The organism is Roseateles sp. GW821-FHT02E12, from assembly GCF_059421665.1.
The window spans coordinates 351010-376296 of record NZ_JBWKVK010000004.1; the positions used below are offsets into that span (position 1 = coordinate 351010).

Genomic DNA, 25287 nt, shown 5'->3' on the forward strand with positions numbered 1-25287 from the left:
AAGCCTGATGCGCAGCGGCGGCTTCCCCCAAGATTTCAGTTCAATCCTTCGTCCAGCCAACCGATCCTGGCTGGTGGGGTGGCTGTTGCTGCTGGCGTTGCTGTCGTTGCTTGCCCAGCCTTGTCTGGCTGCCCCCACGCTCGCCCAGCAGATCGAGGCCATCGAAGCCAGCCATGGCGGCCAGCCGCCCGAGGTCGTTGCCCGGCTGCGGCCGCTGGAAGCGCAGGCCCGTGCCCTGGGCGGCGACAACCTGCGAGTCTTCCTCGCAGCCTGGGGCTATGCCCATGGCCTGATGGATCAGTTCACCGTGGTCGACGCGGCGACGACCGAGCTGATCGACCTGGGCGAGCGCGAAAACAATGCCGCGGCCCTGGCTTCGGCCTATGCGCTGCGGGCGACCATGCTGCAGCTGTCGGGGCGCTTGACCGCCGCCTATGGCTGGATGAATGAAGCCCTGCCCTGGCTCGAGAAGACGCAGGACGAGCCGCTGCGCTATTGGGTCTTCATGACAGCCGGCAACATCAGCCTGGCGACGGGCCATCTGCAGGAGGGGTTGCGTGCCTATGCCGCGGCGAGCCGATCGGCGCAGGCCCAGTCCAACCCACGGCGCGGCGCGCAGGCGCATAGTGCACTGGCACCCATACGCTTGGCCCTGCGCGACATCGACGGTGCACGGGCCGACGCGCAGCAGACCTTCCGCCTGGCAGAGGCCGCAGGCAGCAAGCCCCTGCAACTCGCTGCCAAGCTGATCGAATCTCTGGCCGAGGAAGAGGCCGGTCGCCCCATGGCACGGGATCGCGCGCGGGAGCAGGCGCGCCGTCTGGCCGCCAGCATCGAGCCTGCAGTGGCGGCGAATGCTGCGGCCGTGAATCCCGCCTCTGGCAGTGCGACCTGGTTCAGCAGCCAGGCGGAGGGGGTACAGGAACTGGCCGACCTGCACCTGAGTGCGCGCAACTTCGCGGCCGCCCAGAGCTATGCCGAGCGGGCGCTCAAGCTGACCCGCCAGGAGGGCGGTGATGAGGAAGCCGTGACCGTGGCCACCATCAGCTTGGGGCTGGCGCGACTCGGCCTGCGCCAGAAGGCCGCCGGCGAGCAGTTGGTGAGCCAGGGACTGGCAGCGTTGGAGAAGCGGGGCCGCAAGGTGCGCTTGATGGAGCAGCTGAACCGCCATGCCGACCTGCTGGAAACCCTGGGCGACGTGGCCGGGGCCGTGCGCCAGTCGCGCAGGGCTATGGCACTGGAGACCGAGCTGGTGCGCAGTGACCGCGTCAGCACCGTGCTGGAGCTGCAACGCCGCTCCAGCTTCGAGCAGAACCAACGCGCCTTGGAGACCCTCAAGCACGACAACGAGCTGCAGGCCAGCCAGCTGGAGCGCCACAGCAGCGAAAGGCGGCTGACCTTGGGCCTGGCCATGGCCATGCTCGTCGTCGTGCTGCTGACGGTGGCCCTGTACCGCCGCGCCCGCAAGGCCAACCGTGCGCTGCAGGCGCACAACGCTGAGCTGGCCTACGTCGGCTTGCACGACCGCGTGACCGGCATGCCCAACCGCCGTGCGCTGGAGCAGCGAGCGAAGGAGCTCAACAACGAGAGCTTCATCGGCCTGGGCATCGCCATCAACCGCTTCAGCCGCATCATGGGCAGCCTGGGCCATGCCGCCGGCGACGATTTGCTGTGCCAGGTGGCGGGCCGGCTGAAGTCCATCGTCGAGACCGCCGGCGGCCAGCTCTACCGGATGGACGGACTTTCCTTCGGCGCCATCGTGCCCGCCCTGGGCGACGATAGCGCCCTGCGCGACCTGCTGGATCGGCTGCTGCAGGTCATGCAGCCGGTCTTCGAGGTGCAGCGCCAGCAGCTTGCCGTGACGCTGAGCATCGGCGCCGCCGAGTACCCGCGGCATGGCGCGCAGACGGCCGATGTCGCCAAGGCCATCCAGCTCGCGATGCGCCAGGCCCAGCGCCAGCCCGGCAACAGCGCGGTGGTCTTCACGGAAGGCTTGGCTGCAGACCAGGAGGACCGGCTGCTGCTGGAGGCCCGGTTGTCGCAGGCCCTGGACCGCGGTGAGTTCGAACTCTTCTACCAGGCGCAGTGCGATCTGCGCACGCGCCGGCTGTCGGGCTTCGAGGCCCTGCTGCGCTGGCGCAGCCCCGACGGCCTGATTCCGCCCGACCGCTTCATTCCGCTGGCCGAGGAATCCGGCCTTATCGTGCCCATCGGCCGTTGGGTGCTGCAGCAGGCCTGCCGCCAGGCCAAGGCCTGGCATGACAGCGGCCTGGGCCGGCCCATCGTGGCCGTCAACATCTCGCCGCGGCAGTTCCAGCATCCCGAGTTCATGGCCACGGTGCGCGAGGCGCTGTCCATGTCGGGCATGAACCCGCGCTTCATCGAGCTGGAGATCACCGAGGGCGCCATGATGGACGACGCCGAGTCCACCATCGCCAAGATGGCCGAGCTGCGTGCGCTGGGCCTGCACCTGGCCATCGACGACTTCGGCACCGGCTATTCGAGCCTGGCCTATCTGAAGCGCTTCCCTATCAATCGCTTGAAGATCGATCGGGCTTTCGTGCGCGACCTCGGCCATGACGAGCGCGGCGCGGCCATCGTGCAGGCCATGATCCAGCTGTCGCACAGCTTGGGGCTGACGGTGGTGGCCGAAGGCGTCGAGGACACCAGCCAGGAGGCCTGCTTGCGCGGCTGGCATTGCGACGTGATGCAGGGCTTTGGCTACGCGCGCCCGGTGCCGGTGGCGGACGCGACGGCCTTCATGGAGAAGTGCGGCCGCGAGACCGGGGTGGCGGCATAAACTGACCCTTCGTTCAGTTCCCGGACCCGGCGTTTGACCACCAGCCTGCTGCTGATTGCCCTCCTCATCGCCGCCAGCGCCTTCTTCTCGATGGCCGAGCTGTCGCTGGCGGCGTCGCGCCGACTGAACCTGCAGCAGCGTGCCGATTCAGGCGACGCCCGCGCAGCCAAGGTGCTGGCCGTGCAGGAGCACCCGGGCGACTACTTCACCGTCGTGCAGATCGGCGTCAACACGGTCGCCATCCTGGCCGGCATCGTGGGTGAGGGCGCGTTCACGCCTCATTTCGAAGCGGCTCTGCGGCTGGTCGTTTCACCCGAGCTGGCCGCGACGCTGGGCTTTGCGGCGTCCTTCATCAGCATCACTTCGCTCTTCATCGTGCTGGCAGACCTGGTGCCCAAGCGCCTGTCGATGAACGAGCCCGAGCGCGTTGCGATGACCCTGGTGGGGCCGATGCTGACGCTGTGCCGCGTGCTCAAGCCGCTGGCCTGGTTCTTCAGCAGCATCACCGAAGGCCTGATCCGCCTGCTGGGCCTGCCGGCCAAGCGCGACGAGACCATCAGCTATCGCGACATCCTGGCACTGACCGAGGCCGGCTACCAGGCCGGCGTCGTGGCGGACGAAGAGCAGCAGGTCATCGCCAATGTCTTCGAGCTGGACACGCGCACCGTCGAGACGGTGATGACGGAGCGAGAGCGCATCGTCTTCTTCTCGCGAGACGACGATGACGTGCTGATCCGCAACCGCATCGCCGACACGCCGCACTCGACCTATCTCGTCTGCGACGGCGATGTTGATCAGGTCGTGGGTTATGTGGATGCGACCAACCTGTTCCAGCGCGTGCTGCGTGACGAGCAGCTGTCGCTGCGCGAGGACGGCGGCGTGCTGGTCAAGAAGGTGCTCATCGTGCCGGACCGGCTGACGCTCTCGGAGATGCTGACGCAGTTCCGCGAGGCGCATGAAGACTTCGCCGTCGTCGTCAACGAATACAGCCGCGTGGTGGGCGTCATCACGCTGAACGACGTGATGAACACGGTGATGGGCAGCCTGGTCGCACCGCACGACGAGGAACAGATCGTGCGCCGGGAGGACGGGTCCTTCCTCGCCGACGGCATCACGCCCATCCCCGATGTCGAGCGCTCGCTGGGCATCGAGGGCTGGCCGCATGCCGGCACCTACGACACGCTGGCGGGCTTCCTGATGGTCATGCTGCGCCGCATTCCGCGGCGCACCGATGTCGTCGAATGGGAAGGCTGGCGCTTCGAGGTCGTCGACGTGGACAGCTACCGCGTGGACCAGGTGATGATCACCGCGGTAGCGCCCGCCGTCAGAACTTGAAGTTGCCGTCGCTGCGGGCTTGAGAGCCGCTCGTGCAGCTCGTGAACTCGCGGTTGCCGCTGCCGGTGGCCTGGTTGCTTTCCCAGACGGCCGAAGAGCCATTCCACTTCACATACTTGTACTGAATCGCCGTGCCGGCCGGCAGGCTGACCGTGCCCGTCCACGGCACGTTGGCGCCCGAGCCCTGGATGGTCAGCGCAAAGCCGGAGCCCGGCGCCCAGGCGCCCAGGCCGGTCACGTTGCCCACGACGCGCAGGTTCTGGCCGGATACGGTGTTGGCATTCGCGATCGTGAAGGTCACGGCGCACGAACTGCCACCGCTGCTGGTCTTCTGGCCCGTGTAGATGGCCACCGCTGGCGTCGGGCTGCCGCTGTTGGCCGGTACCGTGATGCTGGCGTTGCCACTGGCGTCGACGGTGACCGAGTCCGCCGTGCATCCGGTGCCGGCGGCGTTCTTCGTGCCGTTGATGACGTTGCAGTAGGTGCCCGCGGCCAGGCCCGTGGCGAACGTGCGCGTCCAGGCGCTGTTGCTGTTGTTCAGCGCCACGAAGCCGACATTGCCGCGACTGAAGGCGACCTGGTTGCCGTTGTTGCCGACGATCCAGTTCTGCTGCGCCTGACCGATGGACGCATTGCGGAAGGCCACCATGTTCGCCAGCGGCGTCCAGCGGTGGGCGAAGTCCCAGACGACGTTGATCTGTGGCGTGCCGCCGCTGTAGGGGCTGGTGCTGGGCCGGTCGGCGCCGGTGTCTGTGAACTTGAAGCCCGAGTAGAGCTGGGCCTCGCCATAGCCCTGGGCCAGCATGAAGACATGGGCCAGCGTGTAGCGCTGGCCGCCGGCATCGGCGCCGCCGTTGTTGTTGATGTTCAGCGAGCCGCCGTTGCGCTCGGTGTCCCAGTTGGTGACGAAGATGGTGGCGTTCTGCGGCTGGATGAAGCCCCAGCTGCCGCCCCAGTTGCCCCAGGTGCCCATCACGCTGGGGATGCTGGCGAGGTTCAGGCCGTTGTTGTTGCGAAAGACGTCGCGCATCGCCGACGTGAACTGGAACTCGTTCAGCGTACCGACGGGGAAGTAGCTTGGCCGGTCCACCTCGCCGTCGTTGATGATTTCCTGCGTGACCCAGATGGGCTCACCCTGCAGGTTCGTCGGGTAGGCGGCCTTCACGGCGTTCATGATGGTCGTCCAGCTGCCGGCGGGCATGTGTTTGGACGCATCGATGCGAAAGCCATCCACGCCCATGGCCAGCAAGGCCTTCAGGTAGTTGGCGATCTGGCCCTGCACATAGCTGCTCTCGGTCGCCAGGTCGGGCAGGCCGCCGAGACGGCAGTTCTGCACATTGCTGCGGCCCGACGGCGAGTTGTAGTCGCTGTCGTTGATGTTGCAGTTGGCGTGGAAGTCGCTGGCGCTGAAGAAGGGGTAGGCCAGCGTGCCGGCATTCCAGGTCGAGCCGTCGGTGGCGGTGCCGCTGCCGTCGGCCATCTGGTTGACGACGATGTCGGCGTAGACGCGCACGCCGGCCGTGTGGCAGGTGTTGATCATGGCCTGCAGCTGCGAGGGCGTGCCCATGCGGCTGGTGAGGTTCGCGTAGTTGACGGGCTGATAGACGCCCCACCAGCCATTGGCGTTCTTGCTCGCGCCGGGCGGCGAGATCTGCACGCCGCCAAAGCCCTTGGGGCCCAGCCATTGCGTGCATTCGGTGGCGATGTCGGGCCAGCTCCACTCGAACATCTGGACGGACGTCGAGTTCGGGTTGAGCGCCAGGGCAGGGGGCGCGAAGGAGGCCAGGGCGGCGGCGCTGGAAGCCAGCGTCAGGGCGTGGAAGAGCCTGCGGCTCAGTGGCAGCTTGTGCATGGGTGTGTCTCCGGTTTGATCGACGCCGCCCTCGTCGCGGGGCGGCTGTTTCGGCCAATCGACTGCATGCCCTGGCCGCCTTTCCTGAATCTGGAAAGTGGCGCGACTCTAGACAGTTGGCTGCGGTGATTGCGTAGGAAAACTACTTAGCAATCCAATTGCACCCCTAGAACGCTGCTGGTTCATTGAGGGTGTCGAATGACTCGCAACCGCTGGGTTGATTTTTTGTTTGTAACTTTGCAACTTTCTTTGATCAAAGAAAGGAGCCTCAACGAAGAGTTGCAGGCGCTTGATGCGCGTCAAAGGGCTTGGCGGCCGCGGCCTTCAGCATGCAGCCCTCACCGCATGGCCATGCTCGCCCCGTTCAGCATCCCCCACTTCCTGCGCACGCAGCCGCTGTTCGTCGATGTCGACGAGGCCGCGCTGCAACGCCTGGCCTCGGCCTGCCGCCTGCTGCAGGCGGCGCGTGGCCAGCCTGTGTTGTGGGCCGGGCAAACCTGCGACGCCTTCTTCATCGTCGTGAGTGGCCAGGTGAGGCTGTACATGGCGGCGCCCAACGGCAACGAAAGGGTGATCGAACTCGTCGGCGCCGGCCAGAGCTTTGCCGAGGCGCTGGTCTTCCTGGAGCGGCCGTGCCCGATCAACGCCCAGGTGCTCAGCGACGCGGTGCTGCTGCAGGTGCCGCGCCAGGCGCTGCTGGCCGAACTGCAGCTCGACGCCGGCTTTGCGCTGAGGATGCTGTCGGGCATGTCGCGTCGCCTGCATGGCCTGGTGCAGGACGTGCAGGCCGGCTCGCTGCAGTCGGGCCTGCAGCGGGTCGTCGGCTATCTGCTGCGCGATGTGGACCCCGGCCAGCCCGGCCCGGCCGTCGTCAGCCTGCCCGCGGCCAAGGCCACGGTGGCGTCGCTGCTGTCACTGACACCGGAGTACTTCTCGCGCGTGCTGCACGAGCTGGAGGGCCTGGGCCTGCTGCAGATCGACAGGCGCGACATCCGCCTGCCGGACCCTGCCGCATTGGCGCAGCACGCCGCCGCTGCGCGCTGAGACAGCAGTTCCGCAACATCGACGCCGCCGTTGGCCCGGACGGCCGCAGGTGATTCAGCCGCGCCGGCGGCCGGCCATCTCGGCGCCCATCGCAGCGAGGGCTGCCGCGCCTGCGCCCTGCGCTGCCGTCGGGAAGGCCTGGCCTTCCTCGGCGGCCATGTGGCCGGCGTAGAGATCCGCGTACGCCCGGCAGGCCCTCGCATCCAACGCCTTGCCCGACCCGGCCGCCACCGCCTCCAGGGCAGGATGAAGTGCCGCCCACTGGCGCGCCATCTCGGCATGTTCCGCCGCCAGCTGGTCGGCCAACTGGCCCAGGCCCGCGGCGCGCAGCCGAGGCAGCACGTGGCGCTCCTCGTCCTCGTGGTGCTTGGGGCCGGCCAGGTCGAAGTAGCGCAGCACATCCCGGGCCGCGTCGCGCGCCTGGTCGTCCGCGCCATGCGCCGCCACGTGGGCTTGCAGACGCAGCAGCAGGCTCAGGCTGCGCTGCACGCGCTCGTGGCAGGCGAGCAGCATCTCGAAGGGCTGGTCGAAGCCGACCGCCGGGCCGGCGTGGAGCAGGGGAGAGGTGGCCATGCGGTCGATTCTCACCGCCGCCACCCTCACTCAGGCGCGCCGCAACCTGAAGCGCGCCACGACTTCGGCGAGGGTCGATGCCTGAAGCTTCAGCGCCTCCGACGCCGCCGCCGACTCTTCCACCAGTGCCGCGTTCTGCTGCGTCATGGTGTCGAGCTGAGTGACGGCCGTATGCACCTCCGTCAGGCTTTGAGTCTGGTTCTGCACGCCGGTGCTGATCTCGCCGATGACCTGGGTCACGCGTTGTACCGCTTGCACCACCTCCTGCATGGTCGAGCCGGCATCGGCCACCTGGCGCGAACCGACCTCCACATGCTCCACCGAGCCTGAGATCAGCGTCTTGATCTCGCGCGCCGCCTGGGCGCTGCGCTGGGCCAAGGTGCGCACCTCGGCCGCCACCACCGCGAAGCCGCGCCCTTGCTCGCCGGCGCGGGCGGCTTCCACCGCAGCGTTCAGGGCCAGGATGTTGGTCTGGAAGGCAATGCCGTCGATGACGCCGATGATGTCGGCGATCTTGCGCGAGGACTGCTGGATGGCGTCCATCGTGCGGATGACCTCGCCCACCGCTGCGCCGCCGCGCGCCGCCACGCCTGAGGCGCCCGAGGCCAGGCGGTTGGCTTCTCCGGCCGAGCTGGCGTTGGACTGGGCCGTGTCGGTGATCTGATGCATGGCCGCGGCCGTCTCTTCCAGGCTGGCGGCGGCCTGCTCGGTGCGTGACGACAGGTCCAGGCTGCCGGCCGACACCTCGCCACTGGCCGTCGCGATCGCGTCCGCGCTGCTGCGCACAGTGCTGATGGACTCGTGCAGCGCATGCTGCATGCGGGACAGGCCCCGCAGCAGGTCGCCCAGTTCGTCACCGAGCCGGCTGTCCACGTCGGTCGTCAGGTCGCCGCCGGCGATACGCTCCGTCGCTGCGGCCGCCAGCTGAAGCGGTTGGGTGACCGAGCGTGTCATGCGCCAGGCCACCAGCGCCCCCAAAGCCATGGCCACGGCCACCATGCTCCAGATGCCCCACAGCACGGCGCTGTAGCTGCTCAAGGCCTCGGCCCGCGCCTGCTGGGCGCCGGCGCCGTTGATGTCGATGAGCTTGCGCACCGCCTCGGTGCTGGCCCTGAACTGCTTGCGCGAGTCGCCGCGTATCAGCGCCACGGCTTCGTCGGCCTTGCCGCCGCTGACCAGTGCGCTGATCTTCACCTGGCCGGCCTTGTAGGCGTCCAGCGTGGTCTGGAAGGCCTGGAAAGGCTCTTTCTCCGCGGGGCTCAGCAGTTCGCCATAGGCCTTGAGCAGCGGCCCGAGCGCCTCCCATTGCTTGGCGATGCGCTGCTGCTCGGCGGCCATCTCCTCGGGCGACCCACCCAGCGCCAGCTGCAGCTCGGCGCGGCGCATCTGGTTCAGCGCCTCGTTCATGCCGGCCAGCTGCTGGGTGCTAACCAGCCAGTTGTCCGCCAGGTCCAGCACATTGGCCTGCACGCGCGCCACGCGGTTGCTGGCAAAACCGCCCATGGCCAGCATCTGCGCCAGCAACAAGCCAAAGGCCAGCGCCATGCGCGGACCGACACGAAGATTCGACAACATTCGTTTCTCCCTTGCGGCCCGACGCGGGCCGGTGGTTTGATGATGGCATCGCTGCAGCGCCGAGACAACGATGTCTGCCGGCTATCGCGGCTTCGGCCGCCGCGACAATGGCGGCATGACCGTTGCTCCCGCCCAGCGCGCCGCCGAACTGCGCGCCCAGCTGAACCACCACGCCCACCTCTACTACGTGCTCGACGCGCCCGAGTTGCCGGACGCCGAGTACGACAAGCTCTTTGCCGAGCTGCAGGCCATCGAGGCCGCCCACCCCGAGCTGCTGACGGCGGATTCGCCGACGCAGCGCGTCATCGGCGCCGTGCTGGCCGGGCTGACGCCGGTGCGCCACGCCGTGCCCATGTTGTCGATCACGACCGAGACCGACACGACCGAAGGCGGCGCCATCGCCTTCGACGCGCGCGTGCGCCGCGAGCTGGCGCTGACCGAGGCCGACACGCCCGTGGAGTACGCCGCCGAGCTGAAGTTCGACGGCCTGGCGATGAACCTGCGCTACGAGAACGGCGTGCTGGTGCAAGCCGCCACCCGTGGCGACGGCGAGACGGGCGAAGATGTCACGCAGAACGTGCGCACCATCGGGCAGATCCCGCTGCGACTGAAGGGCGATGCCCCCGCGGTGCTGGAGGTGCGCGGCGAGGTCTACATGCGCCGCGACGACTTCGAGAAGCTCAACGAGCGCCAGCGCGAGCGCGGCGACAAGACCTTCGTGAACCCGCGCAACACGGCAGCCGGCGCCATCCGCCAGCTCGACCCGGCGCTGGTGCGCCAGCGGCCGATGTGCTTCTACGCCTACGGCCTGGGCGAGGTGCAGGGCTGGGAGATCCCCGCCACGCACGCCGGCATGCTGGACGCACTGGCGGCCTTCGGTCTGCCGGTTAACGCCGACCGCGTGGTGGCCCTGGGGCATGAAGGCCTGGTGCAGTTCCACCAGGCCATCGCCGCCCGGCGCGACGCGCTGCCCTTCGACATCGACGGCATCGTCTACAAGGTCAACTCCCGCGAGCTGCAGGCGCGGCTGGGCTTCAAGACCCGCGAGCCGCGCTGGGCCGTGGCCCACAAATACCCGGCTCAGGAGCAGGTGACGACGCTGCTGGCCATCGACGTGCAGGTGGGCCGCACCGGCAAGCTGACGCCGGTGGCGCGGCTGGACCCGGTGTTTGTTGGTGGCACGACCGTCAGCAACGCGACGCTGCACAACGTCTTCGAGATGCGCCGCAAGGGCGTGCGCGTGGGCGACAAGGTCATCGTGCGCCGCGCGGGCGACGTGATCCCCGAAGTGGTCGGCCGCGTGCCTGGCGAGCGCGCCAGCTACGTGCCCAACTTCCGTCTGCCGCGCGAATGCCCGGTGTGCAAGAGCGAAGCGGTGCGCGAGCGCGGCGGCATGGACTACCGCTGCTCGGGCGGCGTGTTCTGCCCGGCCCAGCGCAAGCAGGCCATGCTGCACTTTGCCGGCCGCCGCGCGATGGACATCGAGGGCCTGGGCGACAAGCTCGTCGAGCAGTTGGTGGACGCCGGCATCGTGCTGAGCCTGCCGGGCCTCTACAAGCTCGGCGTCGCCAAGCTCGCCGCGCTGGACCGCATGGCCGAGAAGAGCGCGCAGAACATCGTCGACGCGCTGGAGAAGAGCAAGACGCCCACGCTGGCGCGCTTCTTGTTCTCGCTGGGTATCCGGCAGGTTGGCGAGACGACGGCCAAGGAGCTGGCGCGCCACTTCGGCACGCTGGACAAGCTGATGAGTGCCAGCGTCGAGCAACTGCTGGAGGTGGCCGACGTTGGCCCCATCGTGGCGGCCAGCATCCACACCTTCTTTGCGCAGCCGCACAACGTCGAGGTCGTCGAGCAGCTGCTGGCGGCCGGCGTGGCGCCCAAGGAAAGCGCCGGCGAAGCCGACGACCGGCCGCGCCCGCTGCTGGGCAAGACGCTGGTGCTGACCGGCACGCTGCCGACTCTTTCCCGCGACGAGGCCCAGGCCCTCATAGAGGATGCCGGCGGCAAGGTCAGCGGCTCGGTGTCGAAGAAGACGAATTACGTCATCGCCGGCGAAGAGGCCGGCAGCAAGCTGGAGAAGGCCCGCACGCTGGGCGTTACGGTGCTGGACGAAGCAGGGCTGAGGGCCCTGCTTGGTGAAGATGCTTAAGTGCGTCGACGGAAAGCAAGTAAGCCGAGGCCGGCGATCATCAAAGAGACTGTCATGGGTTCCGGGACCATCGCCGGACTCATCAAGAGGTACGTGAATGTCCCCTGATTCACCGTTACGGGAGTCGACAAGGTTTTGATCGAAAAGTCGAGTGATATCTCGTCAAAACTTGCAGCTGCGTTGTTTGGCGCAACCCGAACCCAGCAATTCGCAATCTGGTAAATCGTGGCGCAGTTGTTGGACTCCGATGAAATCGTCGTCCCGCCGAGCTTGACGGTGACGGTGCCTTCAGTGGCTATGGACGTGGCCGGAAAGTCGACTCCGGCGAGGATCAGCTGATACCAGTTAATCATTTTCGCCGACGGAACGTTCAGCGCCTGGTCAAACCGAATCACAGCGGACACGGTATCGCCTTGACTGACCTCAAAGCCATTTGAGCTGCTCAGCCCATCAAGCAGTAAGCTCCAAGCGTCATAGTGAATGGCACCCACATCGTAGGAGTAGACGTATCCGTTCCCGACGGCGCCGCTGAAAGTCAGCACATGATTGCTTGCATCAGCATTGATTGCTGTGAGGCTGAGGGTCGCAACGCTGAACGCTTTCCACGCACAAATCTTCATTTTTCCTCCCTGGTTTTGGCCATCGAATTCATGAAATGGCTCGTACCTAATTTTGCATCTCACTTTTGGTTGTTTAGTCGGCAGAAGCACAGCGTTTACGCTAGCTTTGTCTTAGCCCAGGTATGGCCGTCGTTTACCCGTTCGGCTTGCGAGCAAATGGGGGCGCGGGACCAGAGCTGTCAAGCGGCCGGTTGGGACGCACCCGCCGACCGCGTGAAGAAGAGCCATACGCTGGGCGTCACGGTGCCAGACGGGTCCGGGCTGAAGGCTTTGCTAGCGGGTTGAGAAACGGGCCCTTGGCCCAGTCGGGCTTGGTTTCGAACAGATGGTCGATGAAGGCGCGGGTCTTGGCGGGCATCAGTCGGCGGCTCGCGGTGAGCAGCGTCACGGCCATGGGCTCGTAGCTCCACTCAGGCAGCACAGGCACCAGGGTGCCTGCCTCGATGTCGGCGGCCACCATGCCGTAAGGAAAGCTGCCGATGCCGCCGCCGGCGCGCGTCAGCGCCAGCACCAGGCCGATGGAGTTGGCCTCCAACGGGCCGCGCAGGTCGATGTCGAAGGTCTGCGAGCCATTCAGCAGCCGGCGCTTGCCTGCCTCGCGCGCCTGGGTCATGACGACGAAATCGTGTCCCGCCAGGTCCGTCGCCGTCTGGGGCGCGGGGCGGGCTTGCAAGTACACCGGGCTGGCGTAAAGGCCGCGCTCCAGCATCATGAACTCGCGGGCGATGAGGTCAGGCTCGTCCACCGGGCCTACGCGCATGGCCACGTCGTAGGGCTCGTTGAAGAGGTCGACGCGGCGCGGCGTGGTGTCCACCTCCAGCTCCACCTTGGGATAGCGCCGCACGAAGCGCGCAAAGCTCTCAGCCAGCACCAGCATGGCGAACTCCGCCGGTACCGACACGCGCAGGCGCCCCTGGGGTGATGCGTCGCGCGAAGCCAGCCAATCGCGTGTCTCGGCGATGTCCTCGTCATGCCTGGCAGCGCGCTCGGCGAGCTGCTCGCCCAGCTCGGTCAGCGTCATGCGGCTGGCGCCCGGCACAAAGAGGCGGGCGCCCACCGAGGTCTCCAGCGCCGTGAGGCGCCGGCTCAGCGTGGCCTTGGGCAGGTCCAGCTGGCGGGCCGCCTCGGACAGCGATCCGGCCTTGTGAACCTGGGCCAGCAAGAGCAGGTCATCGATCTTCATGGTGTGAATATCTCGTTTTATTTCGTTTCGTTTCCGGAACGGTGCGTTTGAGTTTTGCGGCTATTCGCCGGAAATGGAACTCTCTACAGTCCGGCCCATCATGTCAACCGCCCGTCTTCTTCAGCCCCAACGGCACCGCATCGGCGCCGGCTTCCAGGCCGAGGGCTGGCGTGAACCGTTGGCGCTGCTCGACCCTTTCATCATGGTCGATCACTTCCGCATGAGCGAGCCGGCGTTTGCACCGCATCCGCACGCCGGGTTCTCGGCGGTGACCTATCTCTTCGACGATTCGGCCACCGGCATGGTCAGCCGCGACTCCCTTGGCGGCGAGCACGCCATCCAACCCGGCGGCCTGCACTGGACGCTGGCCGGCCGCGGCGTCATGCACGATGAATTCCCGGCCGAGCCCGGTCGCGAGGCGCATGGCCTGCAGATCTTCGTGAACCTGCCGGCCGACCAGAAGCTGCGCGCACCCACCGTGATGCGCCTGGCCCCCGAGCAGATGCCGCGCCGCGTGGGCGAGGGCTGGCGGGCGGTGCAGGTTTTTGGTGCCGATACCGCGCTCGATCTGCCCTGGTCGACCTCGCTGGTGCTGGCCGACATCGACGCCGGCGCCGCCTTCGATTTCGTGCTGCCCGAGGGGGAGCAAGGCTTCGCCATCCCCATCCACGGCAGTGGCCGTACCGGCGAGCTGCCGCTTTCCATCGGCCGCGCGCTCAGCTTGTCCCTAGGCGGCAGTGCCCGCATCGTGGCCGATGAACCCTTGCGCCTGGCCTGCTTCTGCGGCCGGCCGCTTCATGAATCCGTCGTGCGCCACGGCCCCTTCGTCATGAGCGACGAAAGCCAGGTCGTCAGCGCGCTGCAGCGATTCCAGTCGGGCGGCATGGGCCGCCTCAGTCCGCGATCTATTCCCAGAACAAACCTAAGCACCAACAACAAGGAAACCCTGTCATGAACGCACCGCAAGACAACGCCGCCGCCGCGCCCAAGCCCACCAAGAGTGGCCCGCCCGTGCCGCTGATCCTCGTCGGCGCGCTGCTGCTGATCGGCGGCATCGGCCTGGGTGGCCGCATGTGGTGGCGCGCTCAGCATCTCGTCGAGACGGAGAACGCCTTCGTCGCCGGCCGCCTTCACCCGGTCGCCACGCGCGTGGCCGGTGTCGTCACCGAGATGCACATGCAGGACAACGCGGTCGTGAAGGCCGGCGACGTGCTGCTGCGCCTGGACCCGTCCGACGCGGCCGTGCAGATCGAGCGCCTGAAGGCGCAGATCGCCCAGGCCGACGCGGCCATTGCCACCAGCGCCGCCCAGATCGCCCAGGCCAAGGCCCAGGCCGCGGTGACGAATTCGCAGGTTGCCCAGGCCGAGAGCGTGCTGGCCCGCACCGAGCTGGATGCCAAGCGCAGCCAGGCGCTGTTCGGTGCCGAACTGCGCGCCACATCCAAGCAGGAGCTTGATGGAGCCCTCGCCGCCCGCGACGTGGCCCGTGCCGACGTGGCCGCCCGCAAGGCCAGCGCCTCCGCCGCCAAGGAAGCCGTCACCGCTGCCGAGAGCGCCCGCCAGTCCGCCAACGCTCAGAAGAGCGCCACGCAAGCCCAGCTGAAGGACGCACAGAACCAGCTCGGCTACGTCGAGCTGAAGGCCGCCAGCGATGGTCGCATCGGCAAGCGCACGGTCGAAGTGGGCCAGCGCGTGCAGGCCGGCCAGCAACTCGCGGCCATCGTCGAGCCCGAGACCTGGATCGTTGCCAACTTCAAGGAAACCCAGCTCGCCAAGATGAAGCCGGGCCAGAAGGTGCATGTGAAGGTCGATGCCTTCCCGGGCAAGGAGCTGGAAGCCCACGTCGACAGCTTTGCGCCCGCCTCGGGTGCCAGCTTCGCGCTGCTGCCGCCGGACAACGCCACCGGCAACTTCACCAAGATCGTCCAGCGCGTGCCGGTCAAGGTCGTGTTCGAGCCTGAGAGCCTGAAGAGCCTGGGTGAGGCCGCGTCGCGCATCGTGCCGGGCTTGTCCGTGCAGGTGGAAGTCGAGATCGCCGAGTAAGCCCGGGGCATTCACGTGGGCAACGAAAACTACCTCCCGCCGCCGCCTGACCAAAAGGTCAGCGGCCGCACCTGGCTGGCCGTGCTGGCCAGCCTGCTGGGTGCCTTCATGGCGGTGCTGGACATCGCCATCACCAACTCCTCGCTGCGGGACATCCTCGGCGCGCTGTCGGCCACGCAGGAAGAGGGCTCCTGGATCTCCAGCGCCTACCTCGTCGCCGAGATCGTCGTCATCCCGCTCGCGGGCTTCCTGTCGATGGTGTTCTCCACGCGGCGCTACCTGGTCGTCAACGTCGCGCTGTTCCTGATCTTCAGCACGTTGTGCGGCATGGCCTGGAGCCTGGAAAGCATGATTGCCTTCCGCGCGGCCCAGGGCTTCACGGGTGGCGTGATGATTCCGATGGCGATGACGCTGGTCACGCGCAAGCTGCCGCTGAACAAGCGGCCCATCGGCCTGGCGCTGTTCGGCATGACGGCCACGCTGGCCCCCACGCTGGGCCCCACGGTCGGTGGCTACCTGACCGAGCTCTACGGCTGGCCCAGCATCTTCTACATCAACTGGGTGCCCGGCGTGCTGCTGATGCTGGGCGTCACCATCGGCCTGGACAAGGAGCCGATGAACCTCAAGCTGCTGCGTGAAGTGGACTGGTGGGGCGTTGTCTTCATGGCTGTGGGCCTGGGCTCGCTGACCGCGATGCTGGAAGAGGGCAATGCCAAAGACTGGTTCCAGAGCCCCTTCATCATCACGGCCGCCGTGCTGGCGGTGGGCGGCATCTACGGCTGGGCCTGGCGCGGCCTGACGCGCAAGAACACCTTCATCGACCTGCACATCCTCGGCCGCCCGAGCTTCCTGATCGCCGGCGTCATCGCGTTCGCCACCGGCATGGGCCTCTACGGTTCGGCCTTCATCCTGCCGCTGTACCTGGGCCAGATCGCGAACTACACGCCCATGCAGATCGGCCTGGTCATCATGTGGATGGGCCTGCCGCAGCTCTTCATCATGCCGTTCGCGGCCAAGCTGTCCACCAAGCTGGACAACCGCGTGATGATGAGCGTGGGCCTGGCGCTGTTCGCCATCTCGTGCTTCATGAACACGCACATGAGCGCCGACACGGCCGGCCCCGAGTTGCTGGCTGCGCAGATCGTCCGCGCACTGGGCCAGCCGCTCATCATGATCACGCTGACCAACTTCGCGGTGAACGGCGTGCCGCCCAACCTGCTGCCGAGCGCGTCGGGCATGTTCAACATGATGCGCAACCTCGGCGGCTCGGTCGGCATCGCCACGCTGGCCACGCTGCTGACCAACCGCGAGCACCTCCACAGCGCCCGCGTCGGCGAGTCCGTCAGCCTTTACGACCCGGCCACGCAGGCCCGGCTGGACACGCTGGCGCAGAACTTCGCCAGCAAGGGTGCCGACCTCACCACCGCGCAGGACATGGCCATCAAGGCGCTGGACAACGTCGTGCGCCGTGACAGCTTCGTCATGGCCTACAACGACGCCTTCCTGATCCTGGGCATCGCGCTGTTCGCGTGTGTCGCCATCGTCTGGATGAGCAAGAAGGTTTTGGGTGGCGCCGGCGCCGCTGAAGCCGCTCACTGAATTCGAAAGAGAGATCACCATGATCCAACTCAAGACCATCCTCACCCTCGTCGCCACCGCCGCGCTTGCCGCCTGCACGACGCTGGGCCCCAACTACCAGGCGCCCGTCGCCAACGCCCCTGCCGCTTATCGCGCCACCGCCCCCGTGGCCGGCGCCGAGCTGCAGCGCGACTGGTGGCTGATGTTTGGCGACGCCCAGCTCAACGCGCTGGAAGCGCAGGCCCTGCAGGCCAGCCCGACGCTGGCCGCCGCCGCCGCCCGCGTGCAGCGCGCCCGTGCTGTTTATGGCGCCACCAAGGCCGACGAGCTGCCGCGCGTAGACGTTGGCGGCAGCGTCACCAACCTGCGCACGTCGGCCAAGTCCGTCACCACGCCGGTGCTGGGCGGCCAGGCCATCACCTTCGATGGCACCCAGACCGGCCTGCAAGCCTCCATCGGCTGGGAGCTGGACCTCTGGGGCCGCGTGAAGCGCCAGGGCGAGGCGGCTCAAGCCCAGCTCGACGCCTCGTCGCTGGATGCCGCTGCCGCCCGCGTCGCGCTGACGGCCGACGTCGCCGCCGCATACTGGCAGTGGCGCGCGCTGGCCGACGAAGCCTCCGCGCTGCAACGTGTGCGCGACAGCCGCGCCAACGCCTTCAAGGTTGCGCAGACCCGCTTTGATGCCGGCTCCTCGACGACGCAGGACCTGGAGCGTGTGCGTGCCGAACTCGCCGCCGCGGACGCCGACGTCACTGATCTGCCGCGCCGCCAGGCCCTGCTGCTGAACCAGATCGCCGCGCTGACCGGCCAGGCTGCCGCCGAGCTGAAGCTGCAGGCCTCACCGCTGGCAGCACCGCCGCAGATCCGCGCCGGCGTGCCGTCAGAGCTGCTGCAACGCCGCCCGGACCTAGCGCAGAGCCTGGAGCAACTGCACGCAGCCACGGCGCAGGTCGGCATCGCCGAAGCGGCCTTCTACCCGTCCATCCGCCTGACCGGCAGCTTCGGCTACCAGAGCAAGGAACTGGACTCGCTGATCTCCGCGCCGGCACGGCTCTACAACATCGGCCCCAGCATCTCGCTGCCGCTGTTCGAGGGCGGCCGCAACAAGGCCAACCTGGCGGGCGCCAAGGCCCAGGTCGACGAGTCGCTGGCCACCTTCCGCGGCCGCATGCTGCAGGCGCTGCGCGAGGTGGACGATGCGCTGGCAGAACTGCAAGGCCGCGCCGCCACGGTGGACGCGCAGAACCGCACGCTGAGCTCCGCCAGCCAGGCGCTGACGGTGGCCAAGAGCCGCTACGACAAGGGCGCCGTCAGCTACCTCGATGTGACCGAAGCCGAGCGCACGCCGCTGGCGACCGAGCGCGCGCTGGCGCAGCTGCGCGGTGCCCAGTGGGCGGCTACGGCGCAGCTCGTCAAGGCGCTGGGCGGCGGCTGGACACCCACCGGCAGCTGATCGCATCGTTATGCTGCGGTCCGCTATGGACCGCATCACACGACGTCACTGCCTGCTGGCCGCCGCCGGCAGCGCCACCATCCCCGCCCTGGCCCAAGTTGAGGCCTCCGCGCTGCAGAAGCTGCTGGAGGCCCGGCTCAAGGACGACGGCGTTGCGCTTGCCGCAGGCCGCCTGAGCGGCGGCAAGACCGAGTTCGCCGGTGCCTCGAGAACCGGCCCACGGCCCGACGCCGACAGCGTCTTCGAGATCGGTTCCATCACCAAGACCTTCACCGCGCTGCTGCTGGCTGATGCGGTCGTGCGCGGTGAGCTCAAGCTGGACGATGCCGTCGAGGCCACCTTGCCGGACGGTCTCAAGCTGCGCGACAGCCAGGGCCAGCCGCTGCGCTGGGTGGACCTGGCCACGCACCGCTCCGGCCTGCCGCGGCTGGCCACCAACATGATGCCGGCCAAGCCCGACGACCCCTATGCCGACTACGACTGGGCGTCGCTGCGCCTGTTCCTCAAGGGCTGGCAGCCCAGCGTTGCGCGGGACAGCGCCTACGCCTACTCCAACCTCGGCTTCGGCCTGCTGGGCCATGCGCTGGCGCTGCGCCACGGCACCGACTACGCCACGCTGCTGACCCGCCGCGTGCTGGAGCCGCTGGGCCTGCAGAACCACCTCGGCTTCGGCCGGCCGGCGCTGCTGCAGGGGCACGACGCGCAGGGCAGGCCGGTATCGGCCTGGCATTTCCAGAGCCCGACCGCCGGTGCCGGCGCTTTGCTAGGTTCGGCACGCGGCCTGCTGCGCTACGCCGAGGCGGCGCTGGGCGGCTACGCGCACCCGTTGCGCGAGGCCTTCGCGCTGTGCCTGCAGCGCCGCGCGGCGGGCCCGGCACCGATCAACCCCATCGGCCTGGCCTGGCTGCTGGCGCCGTTGAACGGCCGCACGCTGTTCAGTCACGATGGCGGTACGGGCGGCTTCAGCAGTTCGCTGTGGCTTGACCCTCAACGCAACAGTGCCACCGTCGTGCTGGCCAACGCCCAGGTGCCGATTGGTGACCTGGCCTTGCATGCGCTCGACGGCAGCGTGCCCCTGCGCGACCTGTCGGCCACGCGCCAGGCCAGCGTCACGATGGCGGCCGAGCAGTTGCAGCCGCTGGCGGGCGTCTACGCGCTGAACCCGCAGTTCAAGCTGACGGTGCGTGCGGATGGCCAGCAGTTGTTCGCGCAAGCGACGGGGCAGGGCGAGTTCGAGCTGTTTGCGAAGGTGCCACGGCGCTTCTTCGCCAAGATCACGCCGCTGGAGATCGAGTTCGATGCCGATGCCAAGGCGCTGACGCTGTTCCAGGGCAGCGCCAAGCTGCGCTTCGTCAGGGAGTAACCGGCCGGACCGCAGCGGCGCACACGGGCTCGCGGCCGTCTTCCCAGGCTTTCAGGAAGTGCCGTGCATCGGCCAGAGGGCCGGGCGGCACCTGGCTGCCCCAGCGCACCTCGCGGCTCAGCACCGCATCCGGTTGGCGCTGTGCCAGGCCCGCCAGTATGCTGAGCACCAGCACCTGCTCCTTGATCCCTGCGGGCGCGGGGTCGACCTCACCGCTCAGCAGGCGCTCGGCGGATTTTTCGGCCACCGGCCAGTCCTGGCGCGCGACGGCGTCGTACAAGGTCAGTTGCTCGACGACACCGGGCGGCAGCGCGGGCTGGGCCTGGCGCCAGGCGGCGGGGTCCCACAGCGCGTGCTGCTCGGCGGCCGGCAGGTGGGCGAGCACGGCCTGGGCGAGGTTGGCGGCGTAGACCATCAAGGCCTCACTGTCCAGCGGCGTGCCGGGCTGGCGCTGCAGACGCAGCGCGTCGACCAGGCGGGTCAGGCCCTCGCCGCGCGGCTGGCCCGGGCCGCGGCCGCTGAAGCGCTCGGCGGCCCACACCGCCTGCTGGCGGTTCAGCATCGGCGCGAAGGCGCTGGTGCTTACCGGCTGCGCCACGGGCGGGATTGCACGGCAGTCCAGTACGGGCAGCAGCGGCAAGCCGTCGGCCGCCAGGCGCTGCAGCAGGTCGGCATGTACGCCGCGGAAGCGTTGCTGGGGCGCGAACAGCGAGACAGTTGGGAAGAAATCCGAATGCGGCGTGGCGTTCTGCAGGCGCACGTAGGTGCGCAGCACGGCCGGCCCGCCGATGCGGCGCATGGCCATATCGGTCGGTGAGGCGAGGCCGACGCGCCTCAGCTCGGACGCCAACTCTGGCGAGTGCCAAGGCGCTCCGCCGGGCGCCTGCAGGCCATCCCGCGGCGCGAGGATGGTGAGGTCGACATGGTTCGCAGCGTAGATCTCGCTGCCCGGAAACTCCTGGATCAGCGCGGCGATCATCTCGGCCAGCAGCGCGTCCGAGATCTCGTAGCTGTGCACCCATTGCACCAGCATCCCGCCGGGCTTGAGGCTGCGCTTCACGCCGCGGTAGAACTCCTGCGTGAACAGGCTGGCCACGCCGCTGACCCAGGGGTTGGACGGCTCGGAGACGACGACGTCGTAGCGGCGCTGGCCACGCGCGAAGAACTCGCGGGCATCCTCGAGGTGCACCTGCGAGCGTGGGTCCGTGTAGGCACGCGCATTGCGCGGCGCGAACATCCTCGCGCCTTCCCACACCGCGCGCTCTATCTCGATGCTGTCCACCCGCCGGGGCACCGGCGAGCCAAGCAGCGTGTGCGTGCTCAGGCCCGAGCCCCAGCCGATGACGGCGATGTCGTCGGGCTGCGGGTGCACCGCCAGCGGCAGGGCCGCCAGCATCAGCATCGTGGCCTCGTCGGGGCTGGCCGCCTGGGTCGGCGGCGCCAGGCCTGCGTCGGGTTTCCCGTTCGTCGCGATGATGGTTGCGCCGGGCTGCTTGACGACCGAGATGCTGGCCGTGGCGCCGTCGCGGTAATAGAGCAGCTCGCGGCCGCTCACGTCGGTTCTGCCGTAGCGGAACACGCCGGCGGACTGCAGCAGCCGGTCCGGCAGCCCCCACTGCAGCATGCCGCCCAGCACGACGGCGCCCGCGCCCGCAGCCGCCAGCACGGCCGGCGCCCAGCGACCCGGACTCAGCGCGCGCAGCAGGGCCAGGCCGATGGCCAGATCCACGGCCCCCGCCAGCAACAGCGTCCTGCTGACGCCGATGGCCGGCATCAACGCGTGGGCCGCGACGAGTACGCCGAGGATGGCGCCCAGCGTGTTGGCCGCATAGACCTGTCCGACGGCGCGCTCGCCAGCACCGCGCCTGAGCAGCGCCGCCGTGAACAGCGGCAGCGTCATGCCGGCAAAGAAGGCGGCCGGCGCCATGATGAGCAGGGCGATGCCCGCCGTCGCCACGTTGTAGAGGGCGTAGCCGGCGTTGGTCTTGGCCAGGGCGTGCAGGATGATGGGCACCCAGTGGTAGGCGTTGCCCAGCAACGCGACCGACAGCATCGCGCACACGCCCATGGCGACCTGCACGAAGCCGGCGTAGCGCACCAGGTCCTTGATGCGGTCGCCAACCCGCCTCACCCACAGCCCACCCATGGCCAGGCCGGCAATGAAGGCCGCCAGCATCAGCTCGAAGCTGTGCAGGCTGCTGCCCAAGGCCTGGTTGAGCATGCGCACCCAGCCCAGCTCGTAGGCAAAGGATGCGGCGCTGGAGAGGAAGGTCGCCGCGAGCAGGGTCGGCAGCAAGCGCCCCGGGCCGCCACCGGAAGTTGCGGGCGTGGCGGCTTTGGGCGACGTGCCCTGGCCTTCGCGCAGCGCCAGACTCAGCGCCACGCTGGCTGCCGCTACGACCAGGTTGAGCCAGCCGGCCACCTTCAGCGCACCAGGCATGCCGAGTGCGGGCAACAGGCCGAAGGTCGCAACCAGCGCGCCCAGCGCCGCGCCGATGCCGTTGGTGAAGTACAGCCCGCCCAGCGTCCGACCGTGCTGGCTGCCATCCAGGCGCAGCACGCCGGCGGCGATCAACGGGAAGGTTGCGCCTAGCAGCACCGTCTGAGGAGCGATCAGCGCGGCGGCACTCAGCCACTGCCAGGCCTTGGCCGCGCCCGCGCTGGCCAGCGCGGGCAGCACGGTCGTCTGGCTGTAGTCGCTGTAGGCGACGAACACGGCGTGAAAGGCCAGGCCCATGACGCCGATCAGCGCCTCGGCGCCCGCGTAGACCGCGACCGGCCGGCGCAGCGACTGCGTGACGCGGCTGACGACCCAGGCGCCGAGGGCCATGCCGCCCATGAACATCATCAGCACCAGCGTCTGCGCGTAGGCCGCGTGGCCCAGCGTCAGACCCAGGTAGTGCGACCACAGCGACTGGTAGATCAGCGCCGCACAACCCGACAGGACGAACAGCAGCTGCAAGGCCCAGCGGGCCGTGGCGGTTCGGTTCATCGTCTTTCGGTCAGCAGGGCGGCCGCCATGCGGGCCGCGGCGCCACGGTGTGCGTTGGAGAAGGCGAGGGCGTGGGTGCTCATCGCGTCACGTGCGGCGCCGTCGGCACAAAGCGCCAGGCCGCGTGTGACCGCCTCGGCCAGTGACGCGCAGCGCTCGGCGGCACCGGCTGCCAGCGCCAGCTCCGTCGCCTCGGCGAAGTTGAAGGTGTGCGGGCCGGCCAGCACCGGGCATCCGCAGGCCGCCGCCTCAATGAGGTTCTGGCCGCCCAATGGCTCGAAGCTGCCGCCCAGCAGGGCGACGCTGGCGAGGCCGTAGTACAGCGGCATCTCGCGCATCGAATCGCCGAGCCAGACATCGGTGGCGAGCGCGTCCGAAGGGGGCTCATCGGCCCACCCGCTGCGGCGGGCGAGCTTCAGCCCGGCGCCTTCGATGAGTGAGGCGATCTCGTCGAAGCGCTGCGGGTGACGCGGCACGATGGCCAGCAGCGGGCGCGGGGAGGGCTGCTTGACCCACTCGGCCAACAAGGCCTGCTCCTCGCCCTCGCGGCTGACGGCCAGCATTAGCACGGGCCGCCCGACTCCTTCAGACCAGGCCTTGCCGCGGGCGATCAGCGCCGGGTCCATCGCGATGTCGTACTTCAGGTTGCCGGCCACCTCGACGCGGGCCATGCCCATCGCTCGGATGCGCTGGGCATCGGCCTCGGTCTGCGCCAGCGCCAGCGTCATGCGGCGAGCCGCCGGGCGCATCAGCGCGCTCAGGCGCTGCCCCTGGCGCAGGCTCTTCTCGGACAGGCGCGCGTTGGCCAGCACCATGGGCACACCGGCGCGCTCAGCCTCGCGTTGCAGCGTCGGCCACACCTCGGTCTCCATCAGCACGCCGATCTTCGGCTGCCAATGGCGCAGGAAGCGCCGCACGGCGCCGGGTGTGTCGTAAGGCAACCAGGCCTGGGCATCGCCCTCGCGCAGCAAGGCCTGGGCATCGCCCTCGCGCAGCAAGGCCTGGCCGGCTTCACGGCCGGTGGCGGTCGAGTGCGTGAGCAGGAATCTCAGCCCGGGATCGCGGGAGCGCAAGGCGTCGATCAGCGCGCTGGCGGCACGCGTCTCGCCCAGCGACACCGCGTGGATCCAGAGCCGGCCAGGTTCCGTCGAGCCCGTGAAGAAACCGAACCGCTCACCGAGCGCATGCCGGTAGAGCGGTTCCTTGGCCCCGCGGCGCCACAGGCGCAGCAGGTACAGCGGCGTCAGCAGCCGCAACGCGGTGGCGTACAGCCACCGGGCGGGTTCAATGGCCAGCGGCAAACGTCGCGTCCGGCTTCACGCGCTTGAGCTGTTCCAGCACGTCGTGCTGGATGCGTTCCAGCGCTTCGGGCGTATGGCCTTCGAAGCGCAGCACCAGCACCGGCGTCGTGTTGGACGGGCGGATCAGGCCGAAACCGTCCGGGAACTCGATGCGCAGGCCGTCGATAGTGACCAGCTCGCTGGCGCCAGGGAAGTCGGCCAGCGTGACCAGTTCCTTGAGCTTCTTCACGACCTCGTGGTGCTCGCCTTCGGCGCAGGGCACGTTGATTTCTGGCGTGTTGAAGCTGTTGGGCAGGGCCTTGAGCACGGCGCTCGGATCCTTGGCGCGCGACAGGATCTCTAGCATGCGGCCGGCGGTGTACATCGCGTCGTCGAAGCCGTACCAGCGCTCGCTGAAGAAGATGTGGCCCGACAGCTCGCCGGCCAGCGGTGCGCCGGTTTCCTTCAGCTTGGCCTTGGCCAGCGAGTGGCCGGTCATCCACATCAGCGGCTTGCCGCCGTGCTTCTTGATCCACGGCGCCAGGCGCTGCGTGCACTTCACGTCGAAGATGATCTGCGCGCCCTTCTGGCGCTTCAGGATGTCGGCCGCGATGAGCATGATCTGGCGGTCCGGCATGATCATTTCGCCGTCCTTGGTGACGATGCCGAGGCGGTCGCCGTCACCGTCGAAGGCCAGGCCCAGCTCGGCGCCGGTGGCGTGGACGACGCGCTTCAGGTCTTCCAGGTTCTCGGGGCGGCTCGGGTCCGGATGGTGGTTGGGGAAGTCGCCGTCGACCTTGGAGAAGATGTCGATGACCTCGCAGCCCAGCGCGCGCAGGATGGCCGGGGCCGAGGCGCCGGGAATGCCGTTGCCGCTGTCGACAACGATCTTCATCGGGCGGGCCAGCTTGCAATCGGTGACGACGCGGTGGGTGTACTCCGGCACGATGTCGATCTTGCCCACGCGGCCCTTGCCCTTGGCATAGTCCTCGGCCTCGATGCGGCGCTTCAGACCCTGGATCTGCTCACCGTAGACGGCGGCGCCCTTGAGCACCATCTTGAAGCCGTTGTAGTCCTTGGGGTTGTGGCTGCCCGTGACCATGATGCCGGAGTTGCAGCCGTGCGCGCTGCGCGTGGCGGCGACGTAATAGAGCATGGGCGTCGTCACGGCGCCGATGTCGACGACGTCGAGGCCGGTGGAGCGCAGGCCACGCACGAGCGCTGCAACCAGGCCGGGGCCCGACAGGCGGCCGTCACGGCCCACCGCGACAGCCTTTTCACCGAGGGCCTTGGCCTCGGTGCCGAAGGCGCGACCCAGGTGCTCTGCGAGCTCTTCGTTCAAGGTCTGGCCAACGACGCCACGGATGTCATAAGCCTTGAAGATGGAAGCGTGAACCTGCATGAAATGCCCTCGAATACTGGGTTTTGAAATCGCGGCGGATTGTAG

Annotated in this window: 17 protein-coding genes; 9 read left to right on the top strand and 8 right to left on the bottom strand. The window is 68.4% G+C overall.

The window, feature by feature from the left end; translation table 11 throughout:
* Positions 1-73 precede the first annotated feature (73 nt).
* On the top strand, positions 74-2800 hold the full coding sequence (locus AC07V5_RS24390; protein ID WP_495118317.1) for a putative bifunctional diguanylate cyclase/phosphodiesterase: 2727 nt from the start codon (positions 74-76) through the stop codon (positions 2798-2800).
* 33 nt (positions 2801-2833) lie between these two features.
* Positions 2834-4135, top strand: coding sequence for a polyamine export protein PaeA (gene paeA / locus AC07V5_RS24395; protein ID WP_495118318.1), 1302 nt, complete (start codon positions 2834-2836; stop codon positions 4133-4135).
* Here paeA and AC07V5_RS24400 read toward each other — a convergent pair.
* Positions 4125-5987 (bottom strand): carbohydrate-binding module family 20 domain-containing protein, encoded by a 1863-nt coding sequence (locus AC07V5_RS24400; protein WP_495118319.1) that lies wholly within the window; start codon positions 5985-5987, stop codon positions 4125-4127. The two genes, paeA and AC07V5_RS24400, sit on opposite strands and share 11 nt — an antisense overlap.
* A gap of 345 nt (positions 5988-6332) precedes the next feature.
* On the opposite strand from AC07V5_RS24400, the gene AC07V5_RS24405 reads away from it, so the two are divergent.
* On the top strand, positions 6333-7031 hold the full coding sequence (locus tag AC07V5_RS24405) for a Crp/Fnr family transcriptional regulator (RefSeq protein WP_495118320.1): 699 nt from the start codon (positions 6333-6335) through the stop codon (positions 7029-7031).
* 54 nt (positions 7032-7085) lie between these two features.
* Here AC07V5_RS24405 and AC07V5_RS24410 read toward each other — a convergent pair whose 3' ends face one another.
* Both AC07V5_RS24410 and AC07V5_RS24415 read right to left on the bottom strand, forming a co-directional pair.
* Positions 7086-7604 carry a hemerythrin domain-containing protein gene (locus tag AC07V5_RS24410; protein WP_495118321.1) on the bottom strand — a complete coding sequence of 173 codons (519 nt, stop codon included), beginning with the start codon at positions 7602-7604 and terminating at the stop codon, positions 7086-7088.
* A gap of 30 nt (positions 7605-7634) precedes the next feature.
* Positions 7635-9179, bottom strand: coding sequence for a methyl-accepting chemotaxis protein (locus AC07V5_RS24415; protein WP_495118322.1), 1545 nt, complete (start codon positions 9177-9179; stop codon positions 7635-7637).
* A gap of 115 nt (positions 9180-9294) precedes the next feature.
* On the opposite strand from AC07V5_RS24415, the gene ligA reads away from it, so the two are divergent.
* The gene (ligA, locus tag AC07V5_RS24420) at positions 9295-11328 is read left to right on the top strand and encodes an NAD-dependent DNA ligase LigA (protein ID WP_495118323.1); all 2034 of its coding nucleotides are present in this window, start codon (positions 9295-9297) and stop codon (positions 11326-11328) included.
* Here ligA and AC07V5_RS24425 read toward each other — a convergent pair.
* Positions 11325-11948 carry a PEP-CTERM sorting domain-containing protein gene (locus AC07V5_RS24425; protein ID WP_495118324.1) on the bottom strand — a complete coding sequence of 208 codons (624 nt, stop codon included), beginning with the start codon at positions 11946-11948 and terminating at the stop codon, positions 11325-11327. The genes ligA and AC07V5_RS24425 overlap by 4 nt on opposite strands.
* A 238-nt stretch (positions 11949-12186) precedes the next feature.
* Positions 12187-13131 (bottom strand): LysR family transcriptional regulator, encoded by a 945-nt coding sequence (locus tag AC07V5_RS24430; protein ID WP_495118325.1) that lies wholly within the window; start codon positions 13129-13131, stop codon positions 12187-12189.
* 100 nt (positions 13132-13231) lie between these two features.
* Here AC07V5_RS24430 and AC07V5_RS24435 point away from each other — a divergent pair, with 100 nt between their 5' ends.
* Genes AC07V5_RS24435 through AC07V5_RS24455 form a run of 5 tightly spaced genes read left to right on the top strand, consistent with a single transcriptional unit; the run spans position 13232 to position 19568 of the window.
* Positions 13232-14086: a pirin family protein gene (locus AC07V5_RS24435; protein ID WP_495118326.1), complete on the top strand. Its 855-nt coding sequence runs from the start codon at positions 13232-13234 to the stop codon at positions 14084-14086.
* Positions 14083-15174: an HlyD family secretion protein gene (locus AC07V5_RS24440; protein WP_495118327.1), complete on the top strand. Its 1092-nt coding sequence runs from the start codon at positions 14083-14085 to the stop codon at positions 15172-15174. The genes AC07V5_RS24435 and AC07V5_RS24440 overlap by 4 nt, the downstream gene beginning before the upstream one ends.
* 15 nt (positions 15175-15189) lie before the next feature.
* A complete protein-coding gene (locus tag AC07V5_RS24445; RefSeq protein WP_495118328.1) occupies positions 15190-16773 on the top strand; it encodes a DHA2 family efflux MFS transporter permease subunit in 1584 nt (527 codons plus the stop codon).
* A 19-nt stretch (positions 16774-16792) separates the two neighbouring features.
* Positions 16793-18205, top strand: coding sequence for an efflux transporter outer membrane subunit (locus tag AC07V5_RS24450; RefSeq protein ID WP_495118329.1), 1413 nt, complete (start codon positions 16793-16795; stop codon positions 18203-18205).
* A gap of 25 nt (positions 18206-18230) precedes the next feature.
* Positions 18231-19568, top strand: coding sequence for a serine hydrolase (locus tag AC07V5_RS24455; RefSeq protein WP_495118794.1), 1338 nt, complete (start codon positions 18231-18233; stop codon positions 19566-19568).
* Here the strand turns inward: AC07V5_RS24455 and AC07V5_RS24460 are convergent.
* From AC07V5_RS24460 to AC07V5_RS24470, 3 genes are read right to left on the bottom strand one after another with little or no spacing between them, the layout of a single operon-like run.
* Complete coding sequence (locus AC07V5_RS24460; RefSeq protein ID WP_495118330.1) at positions 19558-22560, bottom strand: fused MFS/spermidine synthase; 3003 nt, start codon at positions 22558-22560, stop codon at positions 19558-19560. The two genes, AC07V5_RS24455 and AC07V5_RS24460, sit on opposite strands and share 11 nt — an antisense overlap.
* The gene (locus AC07V5_RS24465; protein WP_495118331.1) at positions 22557-23861 is read right to left on the bottom strand and encodes a 3-deoxy-D-manno-octulosonic acid transferase; all 1305 of its coding nucleotides are present in this window, start codon (positions 23859-23861) and stop codon (positions 22557-22559) included. The genes AC07V5_RS24460 and AC07V5_RS24465 overlap by 4 nt, the downstream gene beginning before the upstream one ends.
* On the bottom strand, positions 23845-25242 hold the full coding sequence (locus tag AC07V5_RS24470) for a phosphomannomutase/phosphoglucomutase (RefSeq protein WP_495118332.1): 1398 nt from the start codon (positions 25240-25242) through the stop codon (positions 23845-23847). The genes AC07V5_RS24465 and AC07V5_RS24470 overlap by 17 nt, the downstream gene beginning before the upstream one ends.
* Between the last annotated feature and the right edge of the window lie 45 nt (positions 25243-25287).

Bases quoted from the DNA above. Each gene is read 5' to 3' on its own strand.
- AC07V5_RS24400 (WP_495118319.1), bottom strand. From the start codon at position 5,987: ATGCACAAGCTGCCACTGAGCCGCAGGCTCTTCCACGCCCTGACGCTG.
- AC07V5_RS24405 (WP_495118320.1), top strand. From the start codon at position 6,333: ATGGCCATGCTCGCCCCGTTCAGCATCCCCCACTTCCTGCGCACGCAG.
- AC07V5_RS24410 (WP_495118321.1), bottom strand. From the start codon at position 7,604: ATGGCCACCTCTCCCCTGCTCCACGCCGGCCCGGCGGTCGGCTTCGAC.
- AC07V5_RS24415 (WP_495118322.1), bottom strand. From the start codon at position 9,179: ATGTTGTCGAATCTTCGTGTCGGTCCGCGCATGGCGCTGGCCTTTGGC.
- ligA (WP_495118323.1), top strand. From the start codon at position 9,295: ATGACCGTTGCTCCCGCCCAGCGCGCCGCCGAACTGCGCGCCCAGCTG.
- AC07V5_RS24425 (WP_495118324.1), bottom strand. From the start codon at position 11,948: ATGAAGATTTGTGCGTGGAAAGCGTTCAGCGTTGCGACCCTCAGCCTC.
- AC07V5_RS24430 (WP_495118325.1), bottom strand. From the start codon at position 13,131: ATGAAGATCGATGACCTGCTCTTGCTGGCCCAGGTTCACAAGGCCGGA.
- AC07V5_RS24435 (WP_495118326.1), top strand. From the start codon at position 13,232: ATGTCAACCGCCCGTCTTCTTCAGCCCCAACGGCACCGCATCGGCGCC.
- AC07V5_RS24440 (WP_495118327.1), top strand. From the start codon at position 14,083: ATGAACGCACCGCAAGACAACGCCGCCGCCGCGCCCAAGCCCACCAAG.
- AC07V5_RS24450 (WP_495118329.1), top strand. From the start codon at position 16,793: ATGATCCAACTCAAGACCATCCTCACCCTCGTCGCCACCGCCGCGCTT.
- AC07V5_RS24455 (WP_495118794.1), top strand. From the start codon at position 18,231: ATGGACCGCATCACACGACGTCACTGCCTGCTGGCCGCCGCCGGCAGC.
- AC07V5_RS24460 (WP_495118330.1), bottom strand. From the start codon at position 22,560: ATGAACCGAACCGCCACGGCCCGCTGGGCCTTGCAGCTGCTGTTCGTC.
- AC07V5_RS24470 (WP_495118332.1), bottom strand. From the start codon at position 25,242: ATGCAGGTTCACGCTTCCATCTTCAAGGCTTATGACATCCGTGGCGTC.